Genomic DNA, 25,760 nt, shown 5'->3' on the forward strand with positions numbered 1-25,760 from the left:
GGGCCATGGCCATCCTGGTGATCGAGGACGAGCCGGGGATCGCCGACTTCGTCCGTCGCGGACTGGAGGCCGCTGGTTTCTCCGTCGAGGTCGAGTCAGACGGTCAGCTCGGGCTGGAGGCCGCCCAGCGTACGGACGTCCAGCTCGTGGTCCTCGACCTCGGACTGCCCGGGCTGCCGGGTGAGGAGGTGCTGACCCGGCTGCGGACGCTGCGGCCGGCCCTGCCGGTGATCGTCCTCACGGCCAAGGCGGCGGTGTCGGACCGGGTGGCCAACCTCGACGCCGGCGCCGACGACTACCTGGTCAAGCCGTTCAGCTTCAGCGAGCTGCTGGCCCGGGTGCGGGCTCGGCTGCGCAGCCCGGCCCAACCGTCCTCAGTCGTGCTGGAGGCCGGAGGGATCCGGCTCGACGTCCGGACCCGCGAGGCCACCGTTTCAGGCCAGTCGGTAAGGCTGTCCTCGCGCGAGTTCTCCCTCCTCGAGGTGCTGCTCCGGCACCCCGGACAGGTCCTCTCCCAGACCCAGCTGCTCGACCTGGTCTGGGGGTACGACTTCGAGGGCGCGTCGAACGTGGTCGAGACCTACGTCCGGCACCTGCGCCGCAAGCTCGGCCCCGAACGGATCGAGACCGTCCGGCGGGCCGGCTATCGCCTGGTCAGCCCGTGAGGCACGCGCTCCACGTACGGGTGGCGGCCATCGCGGTGGGCGTGAGCGCCCTGACCCTGGTCATCGCCGCACTGGTCACCCAGGAGCTGATCCAGGTCGGCTACCGTCAAGAGCTCGACCGGGTGTTGTCCCAGGAGCTCGACGAGGTGCGCCTCGGTCTGCCGACGGAGCTGAGGGAGGCGGCCGGCGACGACGGCGAGGCCACCACCGCCGAGGTCGACGCCGCTGCTCAGCGCTACCTCGCGGTGCATCCCGGCAGCGACCGGCACCTGATGGTCTTCGAGATCGGCTCCCGCCAGCTGAGCACCCGCGACGGTCCACCGGAGCTGCTGCGACTGCAGCGACTCGGCACCCTGCCGGCCGGGACGCTCGGCAGCCTGCGCACCGTCGACTCCCCGGCCGGACCGGTGCGCATCCTGAGCGCCCCGCTGACCAACGCGACCCAGACCATCGGCACGGTCACGGTCGTCGGACCGCTGTCGGAGGGGCGCCACCAGAGCCGGACGGCGCTGGTCCGGATCGCTCTGGCAGGAGGGATCGGCCTCGCCGTCGGCGGGGTGATCCTGGTCTTCGCCGTCCGCCGCGCCCTGCAACCGGTACGGGCGCTCGCGGTCGCCGCCCGGTCGGTGGACCTGTCCGACCTGAAGTCGCGGGTCCCCGACCAGGACCGCCAGGACGAGGTCGGCGTGATGGCCCGGGAGTTCAACCGGATGCTGGATCGGGTCAGCGACGACGAGGAGCAACGGCAGCGCCTGCTGTCGGCCATCTCGCACGAGCTCCGCAGTCCGCTCGCCGTGGCTCGCGGTCACCTGGAGCTGTTCGAGACGCTCGGGGCTCGCCCCGGCTATTCGGCGACGGACACCGCTGCCGTTGTCCGGCGCGAGCTCGACCGGCTCGGTCGGATCGTCGAGGACCTGACCGCCCTCAACCAGGGCGAGGTCGCTGGCGCGACCGCCCGTGACCCGGTCTTCGCTCCGGACGTCCTGGACGCGCTGGCTCATCGGGTCGAGGGTCTCGACTTGCCGCACGTCAACCTGGGCGTCGCCCCGCCGGTCGTCCTGCTCGGGGACGAGGACCGGCTGACCCAGGCGCTGCTCAACCTCGTCGTCAACGCGCGGACCCACACCCCCGCCGGCACCCAGGTGAGCGTCCAGTCCGACCTCCGTGCCGACCGGATCGTCTTCCGGGTGATCGACGACGGACCGGGCATCGCGCCTGAGGTCCTGCCTCGCGTCTTCGAACCGTTCGTGACGACCAAAGAGGGTGGGCCGAGCAGGTCGTCCGGGCTCGGGCTCGCGGTCGTGAAGGCGGTCACCGAGGCCCAGGGCGGCGAGGTCACGCTCGACAGCGGCCCGCAGGGGACCACCGTGTCGTTGGCCTTCCCGGTCAACACCGGCGCCTGACCCAAGGGCGCGGGAGATGACAGGTCTTTCAGGTTCGCCCCACGTGTCCGTCATCTGAGGACGGTGAACTTGACGCACACCGACCCCAAGACTGCCCGTGAGGAACCACCATGAAGATCTCGATCGCCGCCCTCAAGAAGCCGCTGGCCCTGAGCGCAGTCACCGCCCTGACGTTCGCCCTCGTCGGCTGCTCAGGCTCAGACGAGCCAGCCGCCGTCCCGCCCGCCGCGAGCACGTCGGCCAGCGCACCGCCGGCCGACGCGTCCCCGACCACCTCTCCCTCGACCGCCGCGCCCAGCGCCTCAGCGTCGGCCAGTGCGAGCGAGAGCGCGTCCGCACCGGCGGCCGCTGCGGGCAACGACGTGCTGCTGGCGGCAGGCCGGTTGGGGACGCGTGAGGTGTCCGCCGGCTCGGTCTCCTCGATCGAGTCCGAAGGCAACGGCTGGGAGGTGCACGTGGTGACCGCGAACGGCAAGGAGCAGCAGCTGCGGGTCGACGCCACCGGCAAGCGGGTCGTGTCCGGGCCCACCGAGGACCCGGCCGACGCCGAGGACCGGGCCGAGAACCAGCAGTACGCCCAGGCCGACCTCGACTACCGCGACGCCGTCAAGGCCATCGAGGGCGAGATCGCCGACGGCGTGGTCAAGGAGCTGAGCCTGGACCGGGACAACGGTCGCACCATGTGGGAGGCCGACGTCACCGCTGGCTCGGAGCAGCGGTCGGTCCAGGTCGACGCTGACAACGGGGACATGGTCAGCAACCGGATCGACGACTAGGAGTGGTGTCAAACGCCGACCTACTGCGACATGTCCTCAATGGTCCCGGCGCGTCGGGCGGGCGGGTGGTGAGTCGGCCTGGCGGTGCTCGGGCTGCTCGCCGGCCCGGCCGCTCACGCCGGGGCAGCACCACGACCGGCCACCGCGCAGGTCGCCGATCCGCCCCTCGGACCGGCGGTCAGGGCCCCGACCGCCGCGGCCGCGACGAGCTCAGCCGACGACCCGGTCAGCCGCGTCGTCGCCATCTCGGTCGACGGCTTGAACCCCAACGCGATCCGTACGCTGGGCGCGTCCGGCGCGCCGAACTTCCATCTGATCCGCGAGGGGGCCGTGACGCTGAACGCGCGGACCGTCCGGGAGCAGACCCGCACGCTGCCCAACCACACGAGCATGCTCACCGGCCGGCGGATCGACGCGCGGTCCGGCGGCCACGGCATCACGATGAACTCCGACACCGGCACGACCGTGCACCGGGCCCTCGACTGCCGTTCATGGTCTGGGGTCCTGGGGTCGCCGCGGGCCTTGACCTCTACGCGATCAACCCGACCTACCGCACGCCCGGTGCGGCCCGGACCAGCTACAGCGGCAGGCAGCCCATCCGCAACGGCGACCTTGCCGACCTGGTCACCGACGTCCTGGACCTACCGCTCGTCCCCGGAGCGGAGTTCAACCGCGCCCGGGCGCTCACCGTGTCTCGGTGAGCGCCCGGGTGGTGGGGAGGTAGGAGGTCAGCTGGCCCGCTGGTCGGCGAGCTCGCGGGAGGCCTCGGTGCGCGGGGTGCGCTCCGGGGAGGTACGCGGCACGTAGGTGGCCTGGAGGACGGCGCCCCAGGCGACGAGCCCGACCAGGGCAAAGAGGGCAAGGACGAAGATGATGACGGGGACAACGGACATGGGGGTGCTCTTTCCATCAGGAGGGTGGGGTGGGTTCCTCCGACGTTGAGGTCCCGTTCGCAAGACCGCGGCCAGCGCTGGGATGCCCCCTGTGCGGCTCGTGCGGTCTGGTACTAAGGATCCGCCGGGACGCGGGCGGCGTCCAATGTCTGCCGCTCATCGCATCCATGCCGGACAGTTATGGGTGTGGACACCGATGCTCTTCGCTGGTTCCAGCAGGTCGCCGACGGCGTCACGGTCACCGAGGTGAGCGAGGTCGAGGGCGTGAGCCAGCCCGGCATCTCCCGGGCACTCGCCCGGCTGGAGGCCGAGATCGGCACCCCGCTGCTCCGCCGGTCGGGGCGCACCTTGCGGATGACCCACGCGGGCTCAGCGTTCAAGCGGCACGTCGACGCACTGCTGCACCAGCTGGACGACGGGCTGGCGGCGGTCGAGCAGGTCATCGAGCCCGATACCGGAACGGTCGCGCTCGCCTTCCAGGTCTCGCTCGGTACCTGGCTGGTGCCGGACCTGGTGCGCGGTTTCCGCCGCGAGTGGCCGCGGGTGCACTTCGCCCTGACCCAGGTCGGCGACGACGGCGGCCCCGCCGTGCTGGCGCGCGGGGACGCCGACCTGGTGCTGTCGACCGTAGCGACCCAGGACCCGGCGGTGGTGCGGCAGCGGCTCTTCGACGAACCGCTCCGGCTGGCCGTACCGGCCGACCACCCCCTCGCCGGGCGGTCCGAGGTCCGGCTTGCCGACGTCGCGGCCGAGCCGTTCCTGATGCTGCGGGCGGGATCGGCCCTGCGCCGGCTGTGCGACGAGCTGTGCCACGCGGCCGGTTTCACCCCCACCGTCGGCTTCGAGAGCGAGGACGTGCACACCGTGCGCGGCTTCGTCGGCGCCGGCCTCGGGGTCGCCCTCGTCCCCGGGTCCGACCGGGGAGCCGCCGGCGCCCCGGCGTCCCTCCGCTACCTCACGGTGGTCGACGTGCCCGCGGTCCGCGAGATCGCGCTGTCCTGGCCCGCCGAACGGCGGCTGCTGCCCGCTGCCGAGCTGTTTCGTCAGCACGTCATCGAGCGGGCCCGGACCGGACGGATCACCCCACCCACGTAGGAGGCCTCGGCCGGGAGCAGGATGGCCACCGACCCACTTCTTGAGGAGGACACGATGGACGACAACGTTGACGGCCCACTCTTTCTGGTGGTGACCATCCGCCCTCGCCTCGACCGGATGGCCGAGGCCGAGGCCCAGCTGCAGTCGATGCGGGCGGCGACGCTGCAGGAGGAAGGCTGTGTCTTCATGCACCTCGTCCAGGCCGACGACGAGCCCGACACCTGGGTGATGCTCGAGCACTTCCGGTCCCGTGCCGCCTGGGACGAGCACATGCTGACCAAGCACAACACCGAGGGGAACCTCGCGCTCGAATCCTTGCTGCGCCAGCCGTCCGAGCTGCGCCTGTACAGGGCGAAGTAGCAGTGCCGCCGGTCTGCCGATAGGTTGCGAGAGAGCGGCGACTGGAGCTGAGCGCCGCAGCAGAGGGGAGCGGTCAATGACGACGAGGAACGAGCCCGAGGTCGAGCAGCAGGAAGAGTCGAGCGACACCCATCTGGTCTACCCCCAGCTGGTCGTGCCCTTCGTGCTGCTGATCCTGTGCTTTGCCGCGTGGGGATCGGCCGCCAACCTCAGCGAGGTGATGGTCAGCGTCTTCCGCAAGATCTTCACCGGCATGTCGAACTTCCAGTCCGGCCTGGTGACCTTCGCCTACTACGGGGCGTACTTCCTGCTGGCGATCCCGGCGGCCTTCATCAACCGCCGCTTCGGCTACAAGACCGGTGTGCTGACCGGACTCGGGCTGGCCGCTGTGGGCGGGGTCCTCTTCTTCCCGGCCAGCCAGGCGTTGACCTACGGAGCCTTCCTGGCCGCGCTGTTCGTGCTGGCCGCGGGGTTGTCGATCCTGGAGACGTCCGCCAACCCGTTCGCGATCGCCATGGGACCGGAGGAGACCGCCACCCGGCGGCTGAACCTCGCCCAGGTGTTCAACCCGGTCGGCGCCAACGTCGGCGTGCTGCTCGGCGCCATCGTGATCACGCCGAACATCATCCTGGGTCGCAAGGGTGTGCCGGACCCGACCGGACCGGACCTGCTCGCGGCTCAGGAGCACGACCTCAACGTGGTCCTCGGCCCGTACCTCGGCATCGCCGCCGTGCTCGTGGTCATCTGGCTGCTGATCGCCTTCAAGAAGATCCCCGTCCCGCAGGAGCAGATCGAGCAGGAGCTGCTGGCCGGCGGCGACGAGCAAAAGAAGGGGTGGCTCGGCCGGCTGGCCCGCAACCCGCACTACCGCTACGGGGTGGTCGCGCAGTTCTTCAACATCGCGGCACAGGTCGGTACCTGGTCGTTCACCATCCAGTACGCGGAGAACGTCGTGGGCGCGACCCCGCGGGCCGCCGGCTGGTACCTGCAGGCCAGCCTGATCCTGTTCCTGGTCAGCCGGTTCGTGATGTTCGTGCTGCTCGGGATCTTCCGTCCCACCAAGCTGCTGGCCGCCATGGCGGGTCTCGGCGTCGTGCTCGCGCTCACCGGGGTGCTCAGCCCGAACATGGTCGGGCTGATCGCCGTGGTCTGCATCTCGCTCTGCCTGTCGCTGATGTTCCCGACGATCTACGGCGTGGCCCTGCAGGGGCTGGGTGCCGACACGAAGTTCGGCGCCGCCGGCCTCGTGATGGCCATCCTCGGCGGAGCGCTGGTGTCGCCGGTGCAGGGGGCGATCGTCGACGCCACGGGCAGCCAGGCGGCCGGCTTCCTGATCCCGGCCTTCGGCTTCGCGGTCGTGCTCAGCTACGCGATCTTCGACCTGACGACGAAGCGGCACAGCGAGGCCCTGGTCGGCGAGGTCTGACCCCGTCCGGGGACCTCAGGCGGGGACCGACAGGGTGTCCCCGCTGACCGTGACGGTCTTGGCCGGCAGGGCGCTCGGGGCAGGACCGGCCACGACAGCGCCGTCGGTCAGGCTGAACGCGCTGCCGTGACAGTTGCAGTTGATCGTCGTGGTGACGTCGGCGACCGGGCAGCTCGCGTGCGTGCAGATGGAGGAGAACGCCTTGAACTCCCCGGCCTTCGGCTGGGTGACCACGGTCTTCGCGTCGGCAAAGATCGTGCCGCCACCCACCGGGATCGCGCTGGTCGGCGAGCTCACCGGCGTGCCGGTCGCGGGCGGCGCCGACGAGGAGGTGCCGTCGCTGCCGCAGGCGGCCAGTCCGCCGAGCGCGGCGGCGCTGAGGCCGGCACGGATCAGCTGCCTGCGGCTAAGGGTCGGACGTAGGTACGGGTTCATCGTGCTCCGGGTTTCGTCGAGTGCGAGAGGTTGGCCAAGGCGGGTCGTGCACCGCCATTCTGCCTGGCGGCGCAACGAGGGACCGCTGTCGATGGGCAGGATTAGTCTCAACGGGTGACCGATGAGACCGAGCCGTCCTACGCCCACCGTCCGCTGCGGGTCGGGGTCCAGCTGCAGCCGCAGCACGCGACGTACGCCGAGCTCCGAGCGGCCGTGGACGCCGCTGAGCAGTCGGGCGTCGACATCGTCTTCACCTGGGACCACTTCTTCCCGCTGTCCGGCGACCCCGACGGGCCCAACTTCGAGTGCTACGCCATGCTCGCCGCCTGGGCCGAGCAGACCGAACGGGTCGAGCTCAGCGCCCTGGTCACCTGCAACTCCTACCGCAACCCCGAGCTGCTCGCCGACATGGTCCGGACCATCGACCACATCAGCGGCGGCCGGGTCATCCTGGGCATCGGTGCCGGCTGGTTCGAGCGTGACTACACCGCGTACGGGTACGAGTTCGGTACGGCCGGCAGCCGGATCGCCGCGCTCGGGGACGCGCTGCCCCGGATCCGGCGCCGCTTCGGCGCGCTCAACCCCGCGCCCACCCGGCCGATCCCGGTGCTGATCGGGGGCGGCGGGGAGCGCAAGACGCTGCGGCTGGTGGCCGAGCACGCCGACATCTGGCACGGCTTCGGCACGCTCGAGGAGCTGGCGCACAAGAACGAGGTGCTCAACTCCTGGTGCGCCGAGGTCGGCCGCGACCCGGGCGAGATCGAACGCTCCACCGCCGTGCAGCAGGGACCCGATGAGGTGGCCGCCTCCTTGACGGGGATGGGCGAGCGGCTGATCACCTTGGACACCGACGGCAACGCGGGTTTCGACCTGTCGCTGACCCGCGACTGGGTGCAGTACCGCGACGAGCTCAACGCTGGCCGATGACTGCGCCCGGGCTACGGGAGCGACTGTCGGGCGGTGAGGTCGTGCTGCTCGACGGTGGGCTGGCGACCGAGCTCGAGGCGCAGGGCCACGACCTGACCTCGTCGTTGTGGTCGGCACGGCTGCTGGCCGATGCCCCCGACGCGATCGTCGCCGCGCACGCCGCGTTCTTCGCCGCCGGCGCCGAGGTGGCGACCACCGCCTCGTACCAGGCGTCGTTCACCGGGCTGGCGGCCGCGGGCGTCGGCCGGGCCGAGACTGCGCGGCTGCTGCGCCGCAGCGTCACCCTCGCCGAACGGGCGCGCGACGAGGCGGGGCAGCCCGAGCGTTACGTGGCCGCGTCGGTCGGCCCGTACGGGGCGGCCCGCGCCGACGGCTCGGAGTACCGGGGCGACTACGGCCTGAGCGTCAACAAGCTGCGCGCCTGGCACCGGCCACGGCTGGAGGTGCTGGCCGACACCGCTGCGGACGTCCTGGCGTGCGAGACCGTACCCTGCCTGGCCGAGGTCGAGGCGCTGGTCGCCGAGCTGTCGCGGCTCGGCCGGCCCGCCTGGCTGTCGATCACCTGCGCGGACGGTCGGACCCGGGCGGGGGAACCGGTCGAGGAGGCGTTCGCGCTGGCCGGCTCGGTCGATGAGGTCGTTGCGGTCGGCGTCAACTGCCTGGCCCCGGCCGAGGTCGAGTCCCTGGTCGCGGTGGCGGCCGCCGCCAGCGGTCGACCGGTCGTCGCCTACCCGAACCGGGGCGAGACCTGGGACGCCGCGCAGCGGCGCTGGTCGGGTCCGGCGTCTTTCCCGGTGGACGCCGCCGCAGGCTGGGTCGCCGCTGGCGCCCGCCTGGTCGGGGGTTGCTGCCGCGTGGCCCCCGCCGACATCGGCGCGCTCGGCGCGGCGCTGAAGCCCGAGCAGGCGCTCCTCGCGTGACCGCGACCAGCGCGCCCTGAGCCTGTCGAAGCCCTGAAGGGGTGTGCGCAACCTCCCGAACCGCGCCCGAGCAAGAGGCGCCTCGACGCGCGGGCCAACGTCTTTCGGTCACCGGGGCTCGGGGCTCGTGGTCGCGGAGCCCACGGTCTGACCTGATCCACAGGAACCTCGGACTCTGGTGTGATGCGCCTCACAGAAGGAGCGAGCACGCTGGAGGGCATGGACACCACGCAGCTGCTGTTGACCGCCGGCTCGGTCGCCGGCATGGTGCTCGTCGGTCTGATGGCGATCGTCCCGACCGCCATGGAGACCGGCTCCGACCCGCACGACCGTCGCCCCTCCCGCTCGGCCGGCCTCAGATCACGGGCAGCCGCAACCGCGGGTCCTGGACGAGGTCGATCAGGTCACCCCGGGTGACGCTGAGCGGGCGACCGCGGCTGGCGTTGCGCGCCACGACGGTGATCACCTGGTCACCGTCCGGGCTGTACTGCACCTCGATCCCCTCCGACAGCTGGGTGCTCTCGCTCAGGCTGAAGCGGTTGCCGTCCAGGAACCGCTGGCTCACGCATCCCTGACCCGTGGTCCGACCGCAGCGGACTGCGGCGCTGTAGCCGGTCGCGATCTGGAGATAGACCTCGGTGCCGCCGCGGTCCTGCCGGAACACCTCCAGGCCGAGTGCACCGTCGCCGCCCTTCCAGAAGCTCGGGGTCTCGTACCGCGGGTCGTAGGAAAAGCTGTAGCCCGTGAAGTACTGGCTGTCCGGGTCGAGGCGGTCGGCGGTGACCCTGGCCATGGCGGTCCGCCAGTCCCGCATGACGGTGGCCTGGCAGGAGGGGACCTTGATGTCGCACTGCGCCGTCACGGTTCCCGGGTGATCGACCGTCGGCGAGGGGAGGACGGATTGGGGTGCCGAGACCGGCGGAGGTGCAGCCGCGGGGGTGCCCGTGCCGACGCGGACGGCGCCCACCAGGCCCAGGACGAGGACCACGACGGCGGCGACCAGCGCGGCGGCGTGCCGGGCGCGGCGCTGCCGGACCAGCTGACCTGCGTGCGCGAGGTCCGCGGCCGCGTCGGTGGGTGGTCGCTGCTCGAGGTGCGCGCTGGCGACAGCCCGCAGCTCGTCTGGGAGCCAGCCGAGCGGCCGCATACCGGGCCTGGCCGCCGTGAGCAGGGCCGAGGCCTGCTGCGCCCACATCTCCACGGTCGCCGCGTTCGTCTTCAGCACGGTGGCAGCCTCAGCCGAGGAGAGCCCGGCGTAGACGAGGAGGACCAGGGCGGCGCGGGGCTCCGGCGCCAACCGCTGCAGGTCAGCGAGCATCCGTGGCGTGTCTCGGGTGCGGCCCTCGCGCAGCTCGACCCGCCCGCCCGCCGACCACGGTGGGGCGAAGAAGGCCGGACGGGGCCGGACGAGCTCGCCCAAGGCGTTGGTCAGCCGGTCGCCATCTGGTGGGCGGGCGCCGCTGCGGGCCAGTACCGACTCGGCGAGCCGGTCGGCCCGGTCTGGGTCCGCGGCCAGCAGCAGGGCGCACCCGTGGATCAACGTCCGGTAACGGTCGGCGAAGGCGACGAAGTCCTGGTCGCGCACGGACCCGGCAGAACTCGCGCTCATCGCACCACCCTCCTCGACCGATCCTAGAAGGGTGGTGTCAAACGTCGACCGACTGCGCGGCACCGGGCACGCACCGGGCTTCGTTGCCGTCGTCGCGGAGAGGACCCCGCTGTCCGACTCCTCCGGCCACCTTGACCGGGGGACGGGGATCACCTCCCGCGAACGGCGGAGGACAATAGTCGGGTGATGTTCCGACGGTACGTAGCGATCGGCGACTCCAGCACGGAGGGGCTGGAGGATCCGGACGGCCACGGCGGCTACCGCGGCTGGGCCGACCGGCTGGCTAGCCACCTCGCCAACGGCCAGGACGAGCCGCTCGAGTACGCCAACCTGGCGGTCCGCGGCTTGCGGATGCACGAGATCCGGACGACCCAGCTCGAGCCGGCGCTGGCGCTTGCCCCCGACCTGCTGACCGTCTTCGGCGGGGTGAACGACGCGATCGGGATGCGTTGCGACTTCGGCACGATCGCCGCCGACTACGACGCGGTCTTCGGCTCCGCGACCGACCAGGGCGCCACCGTGCTCACCTTCACCATGCCCGACCCGGCCGCCATCAACCCGCTCGGCCGAGGCCTGCGGCAGCGGATGTACGCCCTGAACGCGATCATCCGCGGCACCGCCAAGGCCTACGGCGTCCTGGTCGTGGACTTCGAGCGCTACCCGGTCGCTGAGGACCCGCGGCTCTGGTTCGAGGACCGGCTGCACGGCAACACCCTGGGCCACGAGCTGGTCGCCGCCGCGCTGGCGCACCGGCTGGGGGTGGCCGGATTCGACGACAGCTGGACCGCTCCGCTGCCCGACGCACTGCCGCAGTCCCGGCCGCGCGAGCAGCTGGCCACCGACCTCGACTGGGCGGTGCACTTCCTCGCCCCGTGGTTCGGTCGCAACCTGCGCCGGATCCCGCACGGCCTGGGAGTCACGGCCAAGCGTCCCGTCCCGACCCTGGTCCCCCGTTCGGATCAGGCGAAGAGCGCCTGACCGAGGTAGCCGCCTTGGGCGACCCCGGGCGGAACGGCGAACAGCGCTGAGCCGGTGTGCTGCAGGTACTCGCTCATCCCGTCGCCGCGGGCGATCTTGGTCTGCATCGGGATGTAGTGCGTCCGCGGGTCGACGACGTAGGCCAGGAAGAACAGCCCGGCGTCCATCCGCCCCAGGCTGGTGCTGCCGTCGACGAAGTTGTAGCCGCGGCGGAGCAGCTGGACGCCCTTGTTCTGGTCAGGGTGCACCAGCCGGACGTGGGCGTCGGCCGCGACCAGCGGCTGTTGGTCGGAGCCGAGCAGGGCGAAGTTCGGCTGGGTGAACTCACCGCCACCGGACAGCGGCGCGCCCTCGGCCTTGCTGCGGCCGACGACCTTCTCCTGCTCGCTGAGCGGCTGCCGGTCCCAGATCTCGATGGTCATGTTGATCCGCCGCGCCACCAGGTACGAGCCGCCGCTGAGCCAGGCGTCCTTGGTCCCAGAGGTCGGCGGCACCCAGACGTGGGAGTCGAGCAGGCTCGGCTCCTCGGCCTTGAGGTTCATGGTGCCGTCCTTGAACCCGAACAGGTTCCGCGGGGTGGTCTGGCTCGTCGAGGTGGAGGACGTCCGGCCGAAACCGAGCTGTGACCAGCGGATCGCGGCCCGGCCGAAGGCGATCCGGGCCAGGTTACGGATCGCGTGCACCGCGACCTGCGGGTCGTCGGCGCAGGCCTGGACGCAGAGGTCGCCGTCGGACCGGTCCGGGTCAAGGTTGTCGCCGGGGAAGTGCGGCAGCCGGCGCAGGGCCGCGGGCTGGCGCTCGGCGATGCCGTACCGGTCGCGGCCACCCTGGCGGAACAGGCTGGGCCCGAAGCCGAACGTCAGGGTCAGGCCCGAGGACGGCAGCCCGATCGCCTCGCCGGTGTCGTCGGGTGGCGCGTCGTAGGGACCAGAAGTCGCGCCGAACGGGCCGGCGTCGCGGCCCTGGGTCATCCGCGCCGCGGCCGCGGTCCAGTCCTGCATCAGGGTGACGAGGTCGGCGCGGTCGTCGGAGACCATGTCGAACGCGGCGAAGTGCAGCCGGTCCTGCGCCGGGGTCACGATCCCGGCCTGGTGCTCGCCGTAGAACGGGTACGCCGCGGAGCCCGGCGCCGCTGCTGCGGCGGTGGAGGACGGTCCGTGGCTGGCAAGCCCAAAGCCGCCGGCCAGCCCGGCACCGACTCCGGCCGCGCCCGCCCCCGCGGCCCCGAGCAGGCCGCGCCGAGAGACGCCACGCCGGGTGGGTGGGACGGCGCTCGGCTGGGGGCCGAGCTCGGGTGAGGCTTCAGAGCTGGGCAGGGTCATCGGTGCGTGGATCCTCAGACGACGGCGGCGGTCAGCGTGGACAGCGGCTCGGCGAGGGCGTTGACGGCGTTCGACAGCGCCTTGACGTCGGCCTTGGAGAGGTCGTCGTAGGAGACGAAACCATCGCCGGACCGGTGCTCGTCCAGCAGCTTCTGCAGCGCGGTGAAGCGGGCGTCGATCTGGGTGTCGAGCTGCGGGTCCTTCTTCTGCAGCAGCGGTCGCAGCCCCTCGAAGCCGACCCGGGCGCCGTCGACGTTGGCCTGGAAGTCGTACAGGTCGGTCCGCGACCAGGTCTCTTCCTCGCCGGTCACCTTGCTGGTGGCGACCTCGTCGAGCAGCCCGCGGGAACCGTTGGCGATCTGGTCGGCGGTGTAGGTGAGGGTGCGCACCTTGGTGTTCAGGGTGGTCGTGTTCTTGACCAGGTCCGTGGCGTAGGCCTTGCGCGCCGCGGTGGTCAGCGGTGTGTAGTTCTTGGCGCCGGCCGGCCACAGGTCCTTCTCCAACCGGTGCCAGCCGGTCCACTTCTGGCCGGGTTCGAGGTCGGCCTCACGCAGGTCCATCTTGGGGTCGAGGTCGCCGAAAGACTCCGCGACCGTCTCGATCCGTTCCCAGTGCACGCGGGCCTGCGGGTAGAGCGTCCGGGCCGCGTCGTCGTCGCCGGCCTCGTAGGCCTTGGCGAACTCGTCGGTCTTGGCCAGCAGCTGCTCGGCCTGGTCCTGGATGTAGGCCTTGTAGTTCTTGTTGGCCGTCGCCACGAGCACCTGGTCGTCCTCGCTGGGGGCGAGGTCGGTCCCCGAGTCCGAGACCGCGAACGGAGCCCGGATCCCGTCGCCGACCATCCCGGGCTTGCAGGCCGTGAAGTACGACCCGGGCGGCGCGCTGAGCACGAGGTCGCGGGACAGGCCCGGACCGATGTTCTCCACCTCGCCGAGGATCCGCAGCCCGTCGGAGCCGAGCACGTAGAACTCGTTGATCTTGGTCCCGGCGTTGGTTACCGAGAAAGTGAGCTTGCCCGAGGGTGCCGACGCGGCCGAGACCTGGCAGCCGGTGTCGCTGGCTTCGACGGTCATCGCCCGGCTGTCGACGGTGCCGTCACCCGACTGGCCCGCGGGAGCGTTGTCGGTGCAGGCAGACAGCAGCGGCAGGCTGAGCACGGCGCAGGAGGAGACCAGGGCAAAGCCCCGGGAGTGGCGACGACCGGTCACGGTCGGGTCCTTCCGGTAGGAACGGGGACCGGCGTGGCCGGCCGAGGTTGAGGCAGGGTGCGGGCGTGGACCCGGCGCAGGAAGACGACCATCGTCGGCACGAAGTAGGCGAGCCAGACGGTGGCTTCCAGCACGGTGGTGGCGGGGGAGAAGTTGAAGATGCCCTTGAGCAGCGTCCCGTACCAGGAGGTTGGCGGGATCGCGCGCGAGACGTCGAAAGCGAGGGTGTTCAGGCCGGGCAGAAAGCCGGCCTCCTGCAGGTCGTGGACGCCGTAGGCCAGCACGCCGGCGGCCACGATGATCAAGAAAGCGCCTGTCCAGGTGAAGAACTTGGTCAAGTTGATCTTGATCGCGCCGCGGTACATCAGGTAGCCGAGCAGGACGGCCACGGCGATGCCGAGCGCCGCACCGGCCAGCGGCATGGCCGTACCGGCGGTCTGCCGGGTCGCCGCCTCGGTGGTCGCCCAGAGGAACAAGGCGGTCTCCAGACCTTCTCGGCCCACCGCCAGCGTGGCCACGACCGCGAGGGACCAGAGGCCGGCTCCGGCCGCCCGGTCGACCTGGGAACGCAGCTGGCCGGCCATCCCACGGGCCGCGCGCGCCATCCAGAAGATCATCCAGGTGACGAAGCCGACAGCGATGATCGAGAGCGACCCGCCGATCAGCTCCTGGGCCGAGAAGGTGAGGCCCTTGGGGCCGAAGGTCAGCGCCGCTCCGAAACCGAGCGAGACGACGACCGCGACCGCAACGCCCACCCAGACCCGCCAGATCAGCTCGTGGCGGCCGGACTTCACGAGGTAGGCGAGGAGGATGCTGACCACGAGGGCCGCCTCCAGGCCCTCCCGGAGGCCGATCAAGAAGTTCGCGAGCATGTCCGTCCCCAGCTGGTGCCCGGTCGGCCATCGAGCCGGCAGCTCCTGTAGGTGAGCCTCTCCTAACTTAAGTCAGCCTGCCCTGACTCGCAAGTAAGTGTGAGGGAACCTACTCTGCCTTCGCCCGAGCGGAGCGAGGGCAGATAGGTTTTGCACGTGTTCCGCCGTCAGCCACCCCACCGACAGCGGATCCTCATCACCGGGGCGTCGGCCGGTCTGGGAGCGGCGATGGCCCGAGCGTGGGCAGCGGACGGGCGAGACCTGGCCCTGTGTGCCCGGCGGCTGGGCGAGCTGGAGCGGTTGCGGGACGAGCTGGTGGCGCTACGGCCTGGCATCACGGTCAGCGTGCACCCAGTGGACGTCGGCGACCACGCAGCCGTCGACGCCGCGTTCGACGACGCGGTGCTGGCCCTCGGTGGGCTGGACCGGGTGGTGGCCAACGCCGGGGTCGCAGCCAGCGGATCGCTCGGCCTCGACGAGGCGGCGGGGAACCGGCTGACCGCGCAGACCAACTTCGTCGGGGTGCTGCACCAGGCCGAGGCGGCCCTGCGGATCTTCCGCCTGGCCGGCGCCGGCCACTTCGCGGTGATCTCGTCGATGTCGGCGCTGCGCGGGATGGCCGGCGCGATGAGCGTCTACGCCGCCAGCAAGGCGGGGGTCTCCGCCCTCGCCGAGGGCCTGCGCTCGGACCTGTGGGACACCGACATCCGGGTCAGTGCGATCCATCCTGGTTACGTGGACACCTCGCTGGCGGACGCCTTTCCGCAGCCCATCTTGATCAGCAACCTGCCCCGGGCCACTCGCGCCATCGTGGGCGCGATCGACCGGGAGGCGCCACGAGCGTACGTGCCCGCCTGGCCCTGGGCCGCGCTCTCGGTACCGATGCGGCTGCTGCCGCTGGGGATCTACCGGCGCTTCGCCGGCTGACGTCCAGCGACTTGTGTGGAGAAACCTTGCGTAGTCGCGAGGTTTCTCAACACAAGAATCCTCAGCGGCGTAGTGCGCGCCGAGCCACCAGCTCGGACTTGGCGTACTTGCCGATCTGGGCGGTGGCGACGCCGTCCATCACGGCCCCGATACCACCGCCGACGAGCGGGATCCGCTTGGTCATCACCAGGGCGAGGTTCTTGCCGCCGATCCGACCGGCGAGGTCGGAGACGACCTCTTCGGCGACCCGGCGGTCCAGGTCAGGGTCGAAGACCGGGGCGGTGGCCACCGCCATCGGCGAGGTGGGGAGCTTGCCCTCCATGATCAGCTTCACCACCTGCTCGCCGCCGAGCAGGCACATCACGAGCGCGGTCCGGACCCGGTTGTCGTCGAGGTCGTAGCCGCGCAGGTGGGCGATCGCGGCCACCATCCGTACCTGGACGACGGCTACACCCGTCAGGTTGGCCGGGATCGCCACGGGCAGCACGGCCACCCCGCCGAGGTTGGTGACGAACCCTTGGGCCGAGGCCAGCCGGACGTGGAAGTCGATCAGGGACTCCACGGCGGCGTCGGTCGAGCCGGCGTTGCGCTGCAGCTGGCGGGCCGCGCTGGCCTTGGCGCCTGGCAGCTTGCCGTAGCCGTCGATCGCGAGCTCGAGCACCCGGCGGAGCGCTCCGCCGGCCGCCTGGGGTTTGGCCACCGCAGTCGCGACGGGGCCGATCCCGCGCGCGATCATCTTTCCCACGTCCTGGGCCGATGGCATGCGCCCAGCGTACGTGCCACGGCTCAGCCGCCCGCCCAGACCGACCCCGGTCTTCCCCCGGTCGCGGCCCCGGGCGGAGAATGCGCAGATGGCTGTGTCGCGCCGCTCCGAGCCTGCCGACGGCCCCTTCGGACCGCCGGAACGTTGGCGCGAGGACGACCTGATCGCGGTGAGCCGGACCTTCGACGCCGACCTGGTCTGCAGCGCGTACCGCAGCGGGGTCTTCCCGATGCCGGCCCGCGGTGGGCTGATGGGATGGTGGTCCCCGCTGGACCGGGCGGTCCTGCCGCTCGATCGGCTGCGGGTCACGCGCTCGCTGGCCAAGATGGTCCGCCGGTACGAGATCCGTGTCGACTCTGCCTTCGACGCGGTGCTGGACGGCTGCGGCGACGAGCGGCGCCCGGACGGCTGGATCGACGACGACATCCGCCGCGTCTACCGCGGGCTGCACCGCCAAGGGGTCGTCCACTCGGTCGAGGCTTGGACCCAGGACGGTCAGCTGGCGGGCGGCCTGTACGGGCTCAGCCAGGGCGGGCTGTTCGCCGGGGAGTCCATGTTCCACCGCGACGACATCGGCCGGGACGCCTCCAAGGTCGCGTTGGTGGCGCTGGTGGGACTGCTGACCGCAGCCGGGGCCGAGGGACGCGTGCTCGACGTGCAGTGGGCGACCCCGCATCTGCAGAGCCTCGGCGTGGTGGAGGTGACGCGCGAGCAGTACCTGGCGCGGCTTGCCAAGGCCCTGACGCTGCCGGAACCGAACTGGGCCGGATCGCGCGCCTCCGTCGAAAGGAGGAGCTGGTGAAACACGCCCCGCGAGCGGAGCGAGCTTGTGCGCATTTCGTTTCACCAGCGACGACGTCGACGGAGGGCCAGAGCGCGATCCGCGCCCGAGCGGAGCGAGGGCAGAAGATGCAGCCATAATGGCTCATGCCTGAGATGCCGGAGGTGGAGTCGCTCGCCCACTTCCTCACCGAACGCCTGGTCGGCCACTCGATCGCGCGGGTCGAGCTGGCCGCGTTCAGCGCCCTCAAGACCTACGACCCGCCGCTCTCGGCGTTGAACGGGCTCGAGATCTCAGGCGTCGCCCGGCACGGCAAGTACCTCGACATCGACGCCCAGGGCCTGCACCTGGTCTTCCACCTGGCCCGGGCCGGCTGGCTGCGCTGGCGGGACGCGCTGCCCGAGGCGCCGGCCAAGCCGGGCAAGGGGCCGCTCGCGTTGCGGGTACGGCTAGAAGACGGCTCCGGCTTTGACCTGACCGAGGCCGGCACCCAGCGCAAGCTGGCCGTGCACGTGGTCGCCGACCCGCGGGACATCGCGATGGTCGCCACCCTCGGACCCGACCCGCTCAGCCCGGACTTCGACCGCGAGGCCCTCCGCGCCGTCCTCGTGGGGGCGGGGCGATCGCAGCTCAAGGGGGTGCTCAAGGACCAGCGCACCATCGCGGGGATCGGTAACGCCTACTCCGACGAGATCCTCCACGCGGCGCGGCTGAGTCCGTTCAAGCCGGCCGCCACGCTCACCGATGCCGAGCTCGACATCCTCTTCCACGCGGTCAAGGACGAGCTGTCGGGCGCCATCGCCCGGGCGGAAGGCCTGGCAGCCAAGGACCTCAAGGGCGAGAAGAAGTCGGGCCTGCGAGTGCACGGCCGCAAGGGCCAGGCCTGCGACGTCTGCGGCGACACGATCGCTGAGGTGTCGTTCGCCGACTCGGCCCTGCAGTACTGCCCCACCTGCCAGACGGGCGGCAAGAAGCTGGCCGACCGACGGCTGTCCAAGCTGCTCAAGTAGGGCCGGCGGAGCGTTCGGGGCCGGTCGTAGATCTTTGTCGATCTCGTGGCTCGGCGCGAGAGGTCGCTATCCTGGCGCCGTGATCTCAGGGGACGTGCCGACCATCCAGTCTGCCGACGTGCAGGGCCTGGTCTCGGAAGGGTGGACGTTGCTCGACGTCCGCACCGACGAGGAATGGGCGAGCGGGCGCATCCCCGGGTCTCAGCACGTGCCGATGGACCAGGTGGTCGACCGGCTGCCCGAGATCGGTGACCGGGTGCTGTGCGTCTGCGCCGTCGGGGGCCGGTCGGCCCGGGTGACCCAGTACCTCCGCGGTCAGGGCCGCGAGGCGCTCAACGTGGACGGCGGCGTGCACGGCTGGGCCGCCGGCGGCGGAGCGATCGAGGCCTGACGCGCTGTTCGACCCGTGTCGTCCACCGCAAAGTGGGTACGACAAGACACAGAACGCGCGGTTAAGCAGCTCAGCCGCTCCTCGGAGACGCGTCGCGTCCCGATACCAAGGAGCCGTATGTACCTGCACATCCAGAAGCTGATCAACGAGATCGCGATCGACGAGCCGGACCCCGCAGCCGCGAACGCCCTGCAGGAGGGCCTCGGCGGCCAGTTCGGCGAGATGCGCACCATGATGCAGTACCTCTTCCAGTCGATGAACTTCCGCGGCGACCCGTCCTCGCAGCCCTTCAAGGACCTGCTCCAGGGTGTCGGCACCGAGGAGATCAGCCACGTCGAGCTGATCGGCACCACCATCGCCCGGCTGCTCGACGGCGCTCCCGGCTACTCGGGCAAGAAGACCGACCCGGTCGACAAGCCCGGCGCCAAGGGCGCCACGCCGCTGACCATCGCCAAGGACGCCGGCAACATCCACCACTTCCTCGTCGGTGCCCAAGGCGCGCTGCCCGTCGACGCCGCCGGCAACCCGTGGAGCGGTTCCTACGTCTACAACTCGGGCAACCTCGTGCTCGACCTGCTCTACAACCTGATGCTCGAGTCGACCGGTCGGCTGCAGAAGTGCCGGATCTACGAGATGACGAGCAACAAGGCCGCGCGCTCGACGATCGCGTACCTGATCGTCCGGGACCAGGCCCACGAGAACGCGTTCGCGAAGGCGCTCGAGAGCCTGGGCGTCAACTGGGGCAAGACCCTGCCGATCCCGAAGACCAACGCCGAAGCCTTCCCGGAGGTCAAGAAGCTGGTCGACAAGGGTCTGCAGAGCATCCAGTACACCTTCGACGCCGAGAACCTGAGCCAGGCGGCCAAGCTCTACCGCGGTGCGTCCCCCTCCAACGACGGCACTGAGCTGAGCACCGCCCAGATGCCGGAGGGCGGCACGCCGATCACGATCGCGCCGGAGCGGCGCGAGGAGTTCGCGCCGGGTCTGGACGCGGAGCTGCTCTCGCTGATCCAGGCCACGGCTGAGATCGAGATCGCCGAGAACAGCTAGCTCGTCGCCGTCCCGGGAGGCCGTCGCCGACGCCTTCCGGGACCTTCCTCTCTGTCACTATGACGTCGGTCACACTTCGTGGGTTCGCTTTCGGTTGCCTCGCGCGGCGGCGGGACCGATGAGACGCTGACGTTGTGCCGGCAATCTTCGCGCACCGTGGTTTGTCCTCTCGCTTCCCCGAGATGACACGTGCCGCCTATCAGGCGGCGATCGAGTGGGCTGCCGCCACCGGCAGCGAGCTCGGGCTCGAGTGCGACGTGCACTTCGCCGCGGACGACCAGCTCGTCTGCCTGCACGACCTGACGCTCCACCGCACCGCCGCCATCCCCAGCCGTGCGATCGACCTCACCGTTGCCCAGCTGAAGCAGATCGACTTCGGCTCGTGGCTGCAGGTCGACCCGGCCGAGGACCAGCGAGAGCTGATCACCCTCGCCGAGCTGCTGTCGATGACGATGGCCGCGCGCGCCAACGGGGTGGCCGTCTCGCTGGTGATCGAGACCAAGCACCCCAACCCCCGTTCGCTCGACATCGAGGACCGGTTGGCGGAGATGCTCACCGAGATCGGCTGGGACGCCGCCGGCTCACCCGTCCGGGTGATCTCGTTCTCCTTGGCTGCGCTCGAGCGGCTCGGCCAGCTGCTGCCCGCCCTGCCCCGCAGCCTGCTGGTGGAGTTCGACCTCGAGCCGTGGCGCGACGGCCGGCTGCCGGAAGGCGTCCACGTCGTCGGCCCCGAGCTCGAGCTGCTGCGCGCCGACCCCGGCTTCGTGGCCCGCGCCCGCGCCCAGGGCAACGAGGTGCACGTCTGGACGGTCAACCACCCCGACGACATCCGCTTCTGCCAGGACCTCGGGGTCACCGGCCTGACGACTGACTACCCCGACCTGGTCACCGAGGTGCTCGCCACCCCGGTCCTGGCCGAAGCCAGCTAGCTCGGGACGCGTCGTCAGTCGCGGCTGATCGGGCAGGACATGCAGCGAGGGCCGCCTCGGCCGGAGCCGAGCTCGGAGCCGGCGATGGCCAGCACCTCGATCCCGGCGTCGGCGAGCCGGGCGTTGGTCTCCTCGTTCCGCTCGTACGCGATGGCCACCTTCGGCTCGATGGCCAAGGTGTTGTTGCCGTCGTCCCACTGCTCGCGTTCGGCGGTGACCGGGTCGAGGCCGGTGTCGATCAGCCGCAGCTGGGCGATGCCCATCGCCGCGGCCGCCGCCTCCAGGAACGGTATCGGACCGTCGACCTCGAGCTCGCCGTCGTGGCCGGCGCGTACGGCCAGCGCCGAGAGCCGGTGCGCGACGTTCGGGTACATCACCACCGCGTCGGTGTCGACCATCGTGCAGATGGTGTCCAGGTGCATCGTCGCCCGGTCCTGGTCGATCGGGACGGCCAGGATCGTGTGGGCCAGACCCTCGGCGAAGACGGTCCGGGCCAACCGTTCGGCGCCGGCTGGGGTGGTCCGCTCGCCGACGCCGACCGCGAGGACGCCGTCCGCCAGGGCCAGCACGTCGCCGCCCTCCAGGTGCTCGAGGTCCCAGCCGTGGATCCGCTCGACCCCGGCGAACCGCGGGTGAAAGGTGTAGATCAGCTCGGTCAGCTGGGTCTCGCGCCGCCGGGCGTGCATCGCGAGCGAGGTGATCGTCACCCGGTCCTGCACCCAGACGCTCGAGTCGCGGGTGAACAGCAGGTTGGGCAGCGGGTTGACCAGGAACTCCTGGTCCGGCAGCAGTGCGGTGACCAGGCTGCCCGACTCGTGCACCTCGTCGTTGCGAAGCCCGGCCATCATGATCGTGGCGAGGTCGTGCTGGTCGAGGTCGGTCGCCATCCCCGTCAGGTACGCGCGCAGCCGGTCGCCCAGTCCGAGGCCGGAGAGGGTCAGCCGGATCGCCTGCTCGCGCGCGTCCGCCTCGGCGAGGGCCTCGGTCAACAGCTCGGCCAGGTAGAGCACCTCGACGTCGCGGCTGCGGAGCACGGCAGCGAACGCGTCGTGCTCGGTCTGCGCGCGGTCGACCCACGGCAGTCCGTCGAAGAGCAGCGCGTCGTTGTTGCGTGGGGTCAGCCGCTTGAGCTCGGGGCCGGGGCGGTGCAACATCACCGTCCGCAGCCGGCCGACCTCGGAGCGGACGCCAGGCGTCGGGTCGGTCACCGGGATCACCGGGGTCGGGCTCATGGCCCGCACCCTATCCGCCGACCCCGTCGTCGATGCCGCCGCAGAGCCCTGGTGATCACCGCCGCACGCTATAACCTTGGCCGCGTGAGCCCAGTCCTGGCGCGCGTCGCCTGCGTCATCCCGGCCAAGGACGAGCAGGACCGCATCGCCGCCACGGTCACCGCGGCCAAGTCCCTGCCGCACGTCGACGTCGTGCTGGTCTGCGACGACGGCAGCTCCGACGCCACCGGCCAGCACGCCGGCGCAGCGGGCGCCATCGTGGTCACCCATTCCCGCAACCGCGGCAAGGCCGCAGCCGTCGAGTCGGCAGTCAACGCCCTCGGGGTGATGGAGCAGCGCGACGGCCGGCCCGAGTGCGGCACGCTGCTGCTGCTGGACGCCGACCTGGCCGACTCCGCCGCTGCGTGCGCACCGCTGATCGAACCGGTCGTCGCGGGCCGGGCTGACCTCACGATCGCCGTGCTGCCCGCCCAACAGACCGAGTCGGGCGAGACTCCCGGCGGCTTCGGCCTGGTGATGGGGACGGCCGCGCGCGGGATCACTGAGCTGACGGGCTGGACGCCCCAGGCGCCACTGTCGGGCCAGCGCTGCCTGACCCGGCGGGCGTTCGAGCTGGCCAGTCCGCTGGCCGCAGGCTGGGGGGTGGAGGTGGGCATGACCGTCGACGTGGTGCGGGCCGGGCTGACCGTGCTCGAGGTGCCGGTGGAGCTGCGACACCGGGCGACCGGACGCGACCTCGCCGGCCAGCTGCACCGGGCCAAGCAGCTGCGGGACGTCACCCGGGCCCTGGTGTCTCGCGGCTGGGTGTCGGTCGGTCTCGACGAGGTGCGCAGCGCAGGGCTCTCCTCCCTGCTCCGGCGCCGCGGACGGCCCGAGTGAGCTCGGTCCGCCACCGCCGGCGCTCGGGCGGCAACCCCGCGAAGGTGACGGTGGTCTACCGGCCGATGCAGTGGCACCGCAACCACCGGTACGGGCTGGTCGGCATCGTCAGCGCGACCGTGCTCACCGTGGTCACCGGTTTCCTCGGACCCTCGGCGGTCACCCTGACGCTGGGCCCGCGGGACTCGCTGCTGCCGCCCTGGTACCTACCGGCCGGCCTCGTGCACCCGAACGAGTGGTTGGTCTCGGTCATGATCTGGCTGGCCATCGTGGTCGGTGCGGTCGGGCTGTTCGTCGCCGTGCGGGCGATGGCGGACGGGTGGAAGCCGAGCGTCAAGCGCCTCTTCGGCCTCGGCGCCGTGCTCAGCCTGGCGACGATCTCGGTGCCGCCGATGACGTCGGCCGACGTGTTGATGTACGCCGGGTACGGTCGGCTGCAGGTGCTCGGGCGCAACCCGTACGAGATCACGCCCGCGGAGGTGTTCCGCGGCCAGTTCGACCCGGTGATGCGGTTCACCGAGCGGCCCTGGTACGACACCCCGAGCGTCTACGGGCCGATCACGACCTGGACCCAGCGCCTCGCCAACACCCTCGGCGGGGAGAACATGCACGACATCGTGTTCTGGCTGCAGGTGTTCGCGGTGGTGCCCTTCCTGCTCGCCGGCGCGGGCATCGTGGCGCTGGCGCACGGCGACCTCGCTCGCCAGCGCCGGGCCGTCCTGCTCACCGTGGCCAACCCCGTGCTGATCTGGGCGGTCGTCGCGGGGGCGCACAACGAGGCGCTCTCGGTGATGTTCGCCGTCGGCGGCCTGCTGCTGATGCGGCGCAGCCCGTTCGGCGCGGGCGTCGGCATCGGCCTCGCCGGCTGCGTCAAGCTGAGCATCGGCATCTGGGGCCTCGCCATGTTGTGGGCGTACCGCCGCGAGCCCAAGAAGGCGCTGCTGCTCTGCCTCGGTACGGCGATCCCGATGGGCCTGTCCTACGTGCTGTGGCAGCCGACCGCGTTCTTCCAGGTGCTGCGCAACGGCGGCTACGTCTCGGTCGGGTCGTGGGCCAATCCGGTCTTCCGCTTCCTGGACCTCTTCACCACCGGCTTCCACGCCAAGGTCGTGACCGGGGTGATCTCCTACGCCGGCCTGTTCGTGATCGGCTGGATGCTGTCCCGGGCCGTGCCGTGGACGGCGGCGCCGGGCCTGCCCCGCGGGGCCGACCTGCGGCAGGACCCGCTGACCATCGCGCTGCGTACCTCGCTGGTGCTCAGCGTCGCCTGGTTGATCACGTCGATGTACACGCTCAGCTGGTACGACCTGATCGCCTGGATGCCGCTGGCCGCGCTCGCGGCCAACAAGCTGGACCGGATCATGCTGCTGCGGATCGCGCCTCTCTCGCTGGCGTACGTGCCCGGTCGGGCGATCGACGTCGGGCCGAGCCTGGACTTCACCGCCAACCGGATGCGCGACACCGTGTCACCGATCGTGCAGTTCGCTGTCCTGTTCGCCGTGGTCTGGTGGTGGCGCCACCCTGAGCGGCCCGAGCTCTTCCCGCACCGCACCCAGGCTGGACACACGCCTCCGGTCGCGGCGCCGGTGACGGCCGCTCCGGTCACCGTCGGCCGGGTCAGCGCCCCGAAGCGCCCGCAGCCGACGTCGAGCCCGAGCGCGCGACGTAAGCACTGATCTCCTCGCGCAGGGCGGCCTTGCTGGTCGCGGGCGCGAACGAGGCGTCGACCGCTGCCCGGGCGAGGTCGGCCACGCCGTCGGCGTCCAGGTCGAGCAGCCGGGCGGCGATCCCGTACTCGCGGTTGAGGTCGGTGCCGAACATCGGCGGGTCGTCGGTGTTGATCGTGACGAGCAGACCGGCGGCGACCAGGGCCGGAAGCGGGTGGGCGTCGAGGTCGGGTACGACGCCGAGGGCCACGTTGGAGGTGGGACAGACGTCGAGGACGATCCGGTGCTCGACCAGGTGCTCGACCAGCCGGGGGTCGGCGAGGCTGGTGACGCCGTGCTCGATCCGTTCGGCGCCGAGGTTGAGCACCGCGTCCCACACCGTCTCAGGTCCGCTGGTCTCGCCGGCGTGGACGACGCTGTGCAGCCCGGCGGCCCGCGTCCGGTCGAACTGGTCGCGGAACATCGAACGGGGGAACCCGATCTCGGAGCCGCCTATGCCGAAGCCGACGAGCCCCGGGACGTCCTGGTCGAGCGCCGCCGACGCGGTGACCTCGGCGGCCGGCAGCCCGAAGTCGGCGGGGATGTCAAAGATCCAGGCCAGCTCGACGTCGAAGTCGCGGGCGGCGCTCACCCGGGCGTCCTCGATCGCCTCCAGGAAGGCCGGTAGCGGCAGCTGGTCGGAGACCGAGATGGACGGCGTGACGGTCAGCTCTGCGTAGCGGATCTGCGACGCGGCCATGTCGCGCGCCACCTCGTAGGTGAGCAAGCGGACGTCCTCGGCGGTCCGGACCAGGTCGACCACCGAGAGGTAGGTGCGGATGAAGTGCGGGAAGTCGGTGAAGACAAAGAAGTCGGCCAGCGCCGCCTCGTCGGCCGGTACGGTGCCCGGGTGCCGGGCCGCCAGCTGGGCCACGATCCGGGGCGACGCCGAGCCGACGTGGTGCACGTGCAGCTCCGCCTTCGGCAGACCGGCGATGAAGTCCTCGATGTGGCCCTCCGGACGTGACGGTGTGAGTGTGTGTCCTGACATCGGGACACACACTCACACTATGACGATCCGGCCCCGACCTGAGCGGCACTTGTCCTGAACGGCGTAGGCGCCCTGCACCGGGCTGGCACAGCGACCCGGCGGTGCGGACGCGACCTACCGCTGGTGGGACGGCGAGCACTGGACGCGTTGGCTGACCCACGACCCGGCAGCCCCTGACCCGGTCAGCCCGCCGCCGGCGATCACCGCGCTCAACG

At 71.3% G+C, this 25,760-nt stretch carries 27 protein-coding genes and 1 pseudogene; 19 read left to right on the plus strand and 9 right to left on the minus strand.

Annotated features, from left to right (window positions below):
* Positions 1-5 precede the first annotated feature (5 nt).
* The 5 genes and pseudogenes from ACFE76_RS06185 (at position 6) to ACFE76_RS06205 (ending at position 3,545) form a co-directional block, all read left to right on the plus strand.
* On the plus strand, positions 6-665 hold the full coding sequence (locus ACFE76_RS06185) for a response regulator transcription factor (protein WP_375430871.1): 660 nt from the start codon (positions 6-8) through the stop codon (positions 663-665).
* Positions 662-2,068 carry an ATP-binding protein gene (locus ACFE76_RS06190; protein WP_375430872.1) on the plus strand — a complete coding sequence of 469 codons (1,407 nt, stop codon included), beginning with the start codon at positions 662-664 and terminating at the stop codon, positions 2,066-2,068. Before ACFE76_RS06185 ends, ACFE76_RS06190 begins: the two co-directional genes overlap by 4 nt.
* Before the next feature lie 110 nt (positions 2,069-2,178).
* A complete protein-coding gene (locus ACFE76_RS06195; RefSeq protein WP_375430873.1) occupies positions 2,179-2,844 on the plus strand; it encodes a PepSY domain-containing protein in 666 nt (221 codons plus the stop codon).
* 84 nt (positions 2,845-2,928) lie between these two features.
* Positions 2,929-3,234: pseudogene (locus tag ACFE76_RS06200) on the plus strand (hypothetical protein); the annotation flags it as partial.
* A gap of 101 nt (positions 3,235-3,335) precedes the next feature.
* On the plus strand, positions 3,336-3,545 hold the full coding sequence (locus ACFE76_RS06205) for a hypothetical protein (protein WP_375430969.1): 210 nt from the start codon (positions 3,336-3,338) through the stop codon (positions 3,543-3,545).
* Positions 3,546-3,572: 27 nt separating this feature from the next.
* Here ACFE76_RS06205 and ACFE76_RS06210 read toward each other — a convergent pair whose 3' ends face one another.
* Positions 3,573-3,737 (minus strand): hypothetical protein, encoded by a 165-nt coding sequence (locus tag ACFE76_RS06210; protein WP_375430970.1) that lies wholly within the window; start codon positions 3,735-3,737, stop codon positions 3,573-3,575.
* Between the two features lie 186 nt (positions 3,738-3,923).
* Between ACFE76_RS06210 and ACFE76_RS06215 the strand changes: the two genes are divergently transcribed.
* The 3 genes from ACFE76_RS06215 to fucP all read left to right on the plus strand — a co-directional run bounded on the left by ACFE76_RS06215 (position 3,924) and on the right by fucP (position 6,618).
* On the plus strand, positions 3,924-4,832 hold the full coding sequence (locus tag ACFE76_RS06215) for a LysR family transcriptional regulator (protein ID WP_375430874.1): 909 nt from the start codon (positions 3,924-3,926) through the stop codon (positions 4,830-4,832).
* 54 nt (positions 4,833-4,886) lie between these two features.
* Positions 4,887-5,192 carry a putative quinol monooxygenase gene (locus ACFE76_RS06220; protein WP_375430875.1) on the plus strand — a complete coding sequence of 102 codons (306 nt, stop codon included), beginning with the start codon at positions 4,887-4,889 and terminating at the stop codon, positions 5,190-5,192.
* Between the two features lie 76 nt (positions 5,193-5,268).
* Entirely contained in the window at positions 5,269-6,618 is a 1,350-nt protein-coding gene (gene fucP / locus ACFE76_RS06225) for an L-fucose:H+ symporter permease (RefSeq protein WP_375430876.1), read from the plus strand.
* Positions 6,619-6,633: 15 nt separating this feature from the next.
* Here the strand turns inward: fucP and ACFE76_RS06230 are convergent, their stop codons facing one another.
* Complete coding sequence (locus ACFE76_RS06230) at positions 6,634-7,053, minus strand: Rieske (2Fe-2S) protein (RefSeq protein WP_375430877.1); 420 nt, start codon at positions 7,051-7,053, stop codon at positions 6,634-6,636.
* 114 nt (positions 7,054-7,167) lie between these two features.
* Here ACFE76_RS06230 and ACFE76_RS06235 point away from each other — a divergent pair, with 114 nt between their 5' ends.
* Together ACFE76_RS06235 and mmuM are read left to right on the plus strand one after the other, a co-directional pair.
* Complete coding sequence (locus tag ACFE76_RS06235) at positions 7,168-7,980, plus strand: LLM class F420-dependent oxidoreductase (RefSeq protein WP_375430878.1); 813 nt, start codon at positions 7,168-7,170, stop codon at positions 7,978-7,980.
* Positions 7,977-8,900 carry a homocysteine S-methyltransferase gene (gene mmuM, locus ACFE76_RS06240; RefSeq protein ID WP_375430879.1) on the plus strand — a complete coding sequence of 308 codons (924 nt, stop codon included), beginning with the start codon at positions 7,977-7,979 and terminating at the stop codon, positions 8,898-8,900. Before ACFE76_RS06235 ends, mmuM begins: the two co-directional genes overlap by 4 nt.
* 355 nt (positions 8,901-9,255) lie before the next feature.
* Here the strand turns inward: mmuM and ACFE76_RS06245 are convergent, their stop codons facing one another.
* Positions 9,256-10,509 (minus strand): sigma factor-like helix-turn-helix DNA-binding protein, encoded by a 1,254-nt coding sequence (locus tag ACFE76_RS06245; protein ID WP_375430880.1) that lies wholly within the window; start codon positions 10,507-10,509, stop codon positions 9,256-9,258.
* Between the two features lie 186 nt (positions 10,510-10,695).
* On the opposite strand from ACFE76_RS06245, the gene ACFE76_RS06250 reads away from it, so the two are divergent.
* Positions 10,696-11,487: an SGNH/GDSL hydrolase family protein gene (locus ACFE76_RS06250; protein WP_375430881.1), complete on the plus strand. Its 792-nt coding sequence runs from the start codon at positions 10,696-10,698 to the stop codon at positions 11,485-11,487.
* On the opposite strand, the gene efeB is transcribed toward ACFE76_RS06250, so the two are convergent.
* The 3 genes from efeB to efeU are packed head-to-tail and all read right to left on the minus strand — an operon-like array spanning position 11,469 to position 14,886.
* Positions 11,469-12,809, minus strand: coding sequence for an iron uptake transporter deferrochelatase/peroxidase subunit (efeB, locus tag ACFE76_RS06255; RefSeq protein ID WP_375430882.1), 1,341 nt, complete (start codon positions 12,807-12,809; stop codon positions 11,469-11,471). The genes ACFE76_RS06250 and efeB overlap by 19 nt on opposite strands.
* Before the next feature lie 14 nt (positions 12,810-12,823).
* Complete coding sequence (gene efeO / locus ACFE76_RS06260; RefSeq protein ID WP_375430883.1) at positions 12,824-14,014, minus strand: iron uptake system protein EfeO; 1,191 nt, start codon at positions 14,012-14,014, stop codon at positions 12,824-12,826.
* Entirely contained in the window at positions 14,011-14,886 is an 876-nt protein-coding gene (efeU, locus tag ACFE76_RS06265; protein ID WP_375430884.1) for an iron uptake transporter permease EfeU, read from the minus strand. The genes efeO and efeU overlap by 4 nt, the downstream gene beginning before the upstream one ends.
* A 156-nt stretch (positions 14,887-15,042) precedes the next feature.
* Here efeU and ACFE76_RS06270 point away from each other — a divergent pair, with 156 nt between their 5' ends.
* Positions 15,043-15,813: an SDR family oxidoreductase gene (locus tag ACFE76_RS06270; protein WP_375430885.1), complete on the plus strand. Its 771-nt coding sequence runs from the start codon at positions 15,043-15,045 to the stop codon at positions 15,811-15,813.
* A gap of 61 nt (positions 15,814-15,874) precedes the next feature.
* Here ACFE76_RS06270 and ACFE76_RS06275 read toward each other — a convergent pair whose 3' ends face one another.
* Positions 15,875-16,576, minus strand: coding sequence for a hypothetical protein (locus ACFE76_RS06275; protein WP_375430886.1), 702 nt, complete (start codon positions 16,574-16,576; stop codon positions 15,875-15,877).
* An 88-nt stretch (positions 16,577-16,664) separates the two neighbouring features.
* Between ACFE76_RS06275 and aat the strand changes: the two genes are divergently transcribed.
* The 5 genes from aat (at position 16,665) to ACFE76_RS06300 (ending at position 20,737) form a co-directional block, all read left to right on the plus strand.
* A complete protein-coding gene (aat, locus tag ACFE76_RS06280; RefSeq protein ID WP_375430887.1) occupies positions 16,665-17,378 on the plus strand; it encodes a leucyl/phenylalanyl-tRNA--protein transferase in 714 nt (237 codons plus the stop codon).
* Positions 17,379-17,503: 125 nt separating this feature from the next.
* On the plus strand, positions 17,504-18,367 hold the full coding sequence (locus tag ACFE76_RS06285) for an Fpg/Nei family DNA glycosylase (RefSeq protein ID WP_375430888.1): 864 nt from the start codon (positions 17,504-17,506) through the stop codon (positions 18,365-18,367).
* A 79-nt stretch (positions 18,368-18,446) separates the two neighbouring features.
* The gene (locus ACFE76_RS06290) at positions 18,447-18,758 is read left to right on the plus strand and encodes a rhodanese-like domain-containing protein (RefSeq protein WP_375430889.1); all 312 of its coding nucleotides are present in this window, start codon (positions 18,447-18,449) and stop codon (positions 18,756-18,758) included.
* A 117-nt stretch (positions 18,759-18,875) separates the two neighbouring features.
* Positions 18,876-19,808 (plus strand): manganese catalase family protein, encoded by a 933-nt coding sequence (locus ACFE76_RS06295; protein ID WP_375430890.1) that lies wholly within the window; start codon positions 18,876-18,878, stop codon positions 19,806-19,808.
* Between the two features lie 134 nt (positions 19,809-19,942).
* On the plus strand, positions 19,943-20,737 hold the full coding sequence (locus ACFE76_RS06300) for a glycerophosphodiester phosphodiesterase (protein WP_375430891.1): 795 nt from the start codon (positions 19,943-19,945) through the stop codon (positions 20,735-20,737).
* A gap of 14 nt (positions 20,738-20,751) precedes the next feature.
* Here ACFE76_RS06300 and ACFE76_RS06305 read toward each other — a convergent pair whose 3' ends face one another.
* The gene (locus tag ACFE76_RS06305) at positions 20,752-21,969 is read right to left on the minus strand and encodes an arginine deiminase (protein WP_375430892.1); all 1,218 of its coding nucleotides are present in this window, start codon (positions 21,967-21,969) and stop codon (positions 20,752-20,754) included.
* 84 nt (positions 21,970-22,053) lie between these two features.
* Between ACFE76_RS06305 and ACFE76_RS06310 the strand changes: the two genes are divergently transcribed.
* Together ACFE76_RS06310 and mptB are read left to right on the plus strand one after the other, a co-directional pair.
* On the plus strand, positions 22,054-22,848 hold the full coding sequence (locus ACFE76_RS06310) for a glycosyltransferase family 2 protein (RefSeq protein ID WP_375430893.1): 795 nt from the start codon (positions 22,054-22,056) through the stop codon (positions 22,846-22,848).
* Positions 22,845-24,524: a polyprenol phosphomannose-dependent alpha 1,6 mannosyltransferase MptB gene (mptB, locus tag ACFE76_RS06315; protein ID WP_375430894.1), complete on the plus strand. Its 1,680-nt coding sequence runs from the start codon at positions 22,845-22,847 to the stop codon at positions 24,522-24,524. Before ACFE76_RS06310 ends, mptB begins: the two co-directional genes overlap by 4 nt.
* On the opposite strand, the gene add is transcribed toward mptB, so the two are convergent.
* The gene (add, locus tag ACFE76_RS06320; protein ID WP_375430895.1) at positions 24,466-25,545 is read right to left on the minus strand and encodes an adenosine deaminase; all 1,080 of its coding nucleotides are present in this window, start codon (positions 25,543-25,545) and stop codon (positions 24,466-24,468) included. The genes mptB and add overlap by 59 nt on opposite strands.
* Positions 25,546-25,760: the final 215 nt, after the last annotated feature.

The organism is uncultured Friedmanniella sp. (assembly GCF_964244005.1).
In the GTDB taxonomy this organism is placed as follows: Bacteria; Actinomycetota; Actinomycetes; order Propionibacteriales; family Propionibacteriaceae; genus Microlunatus.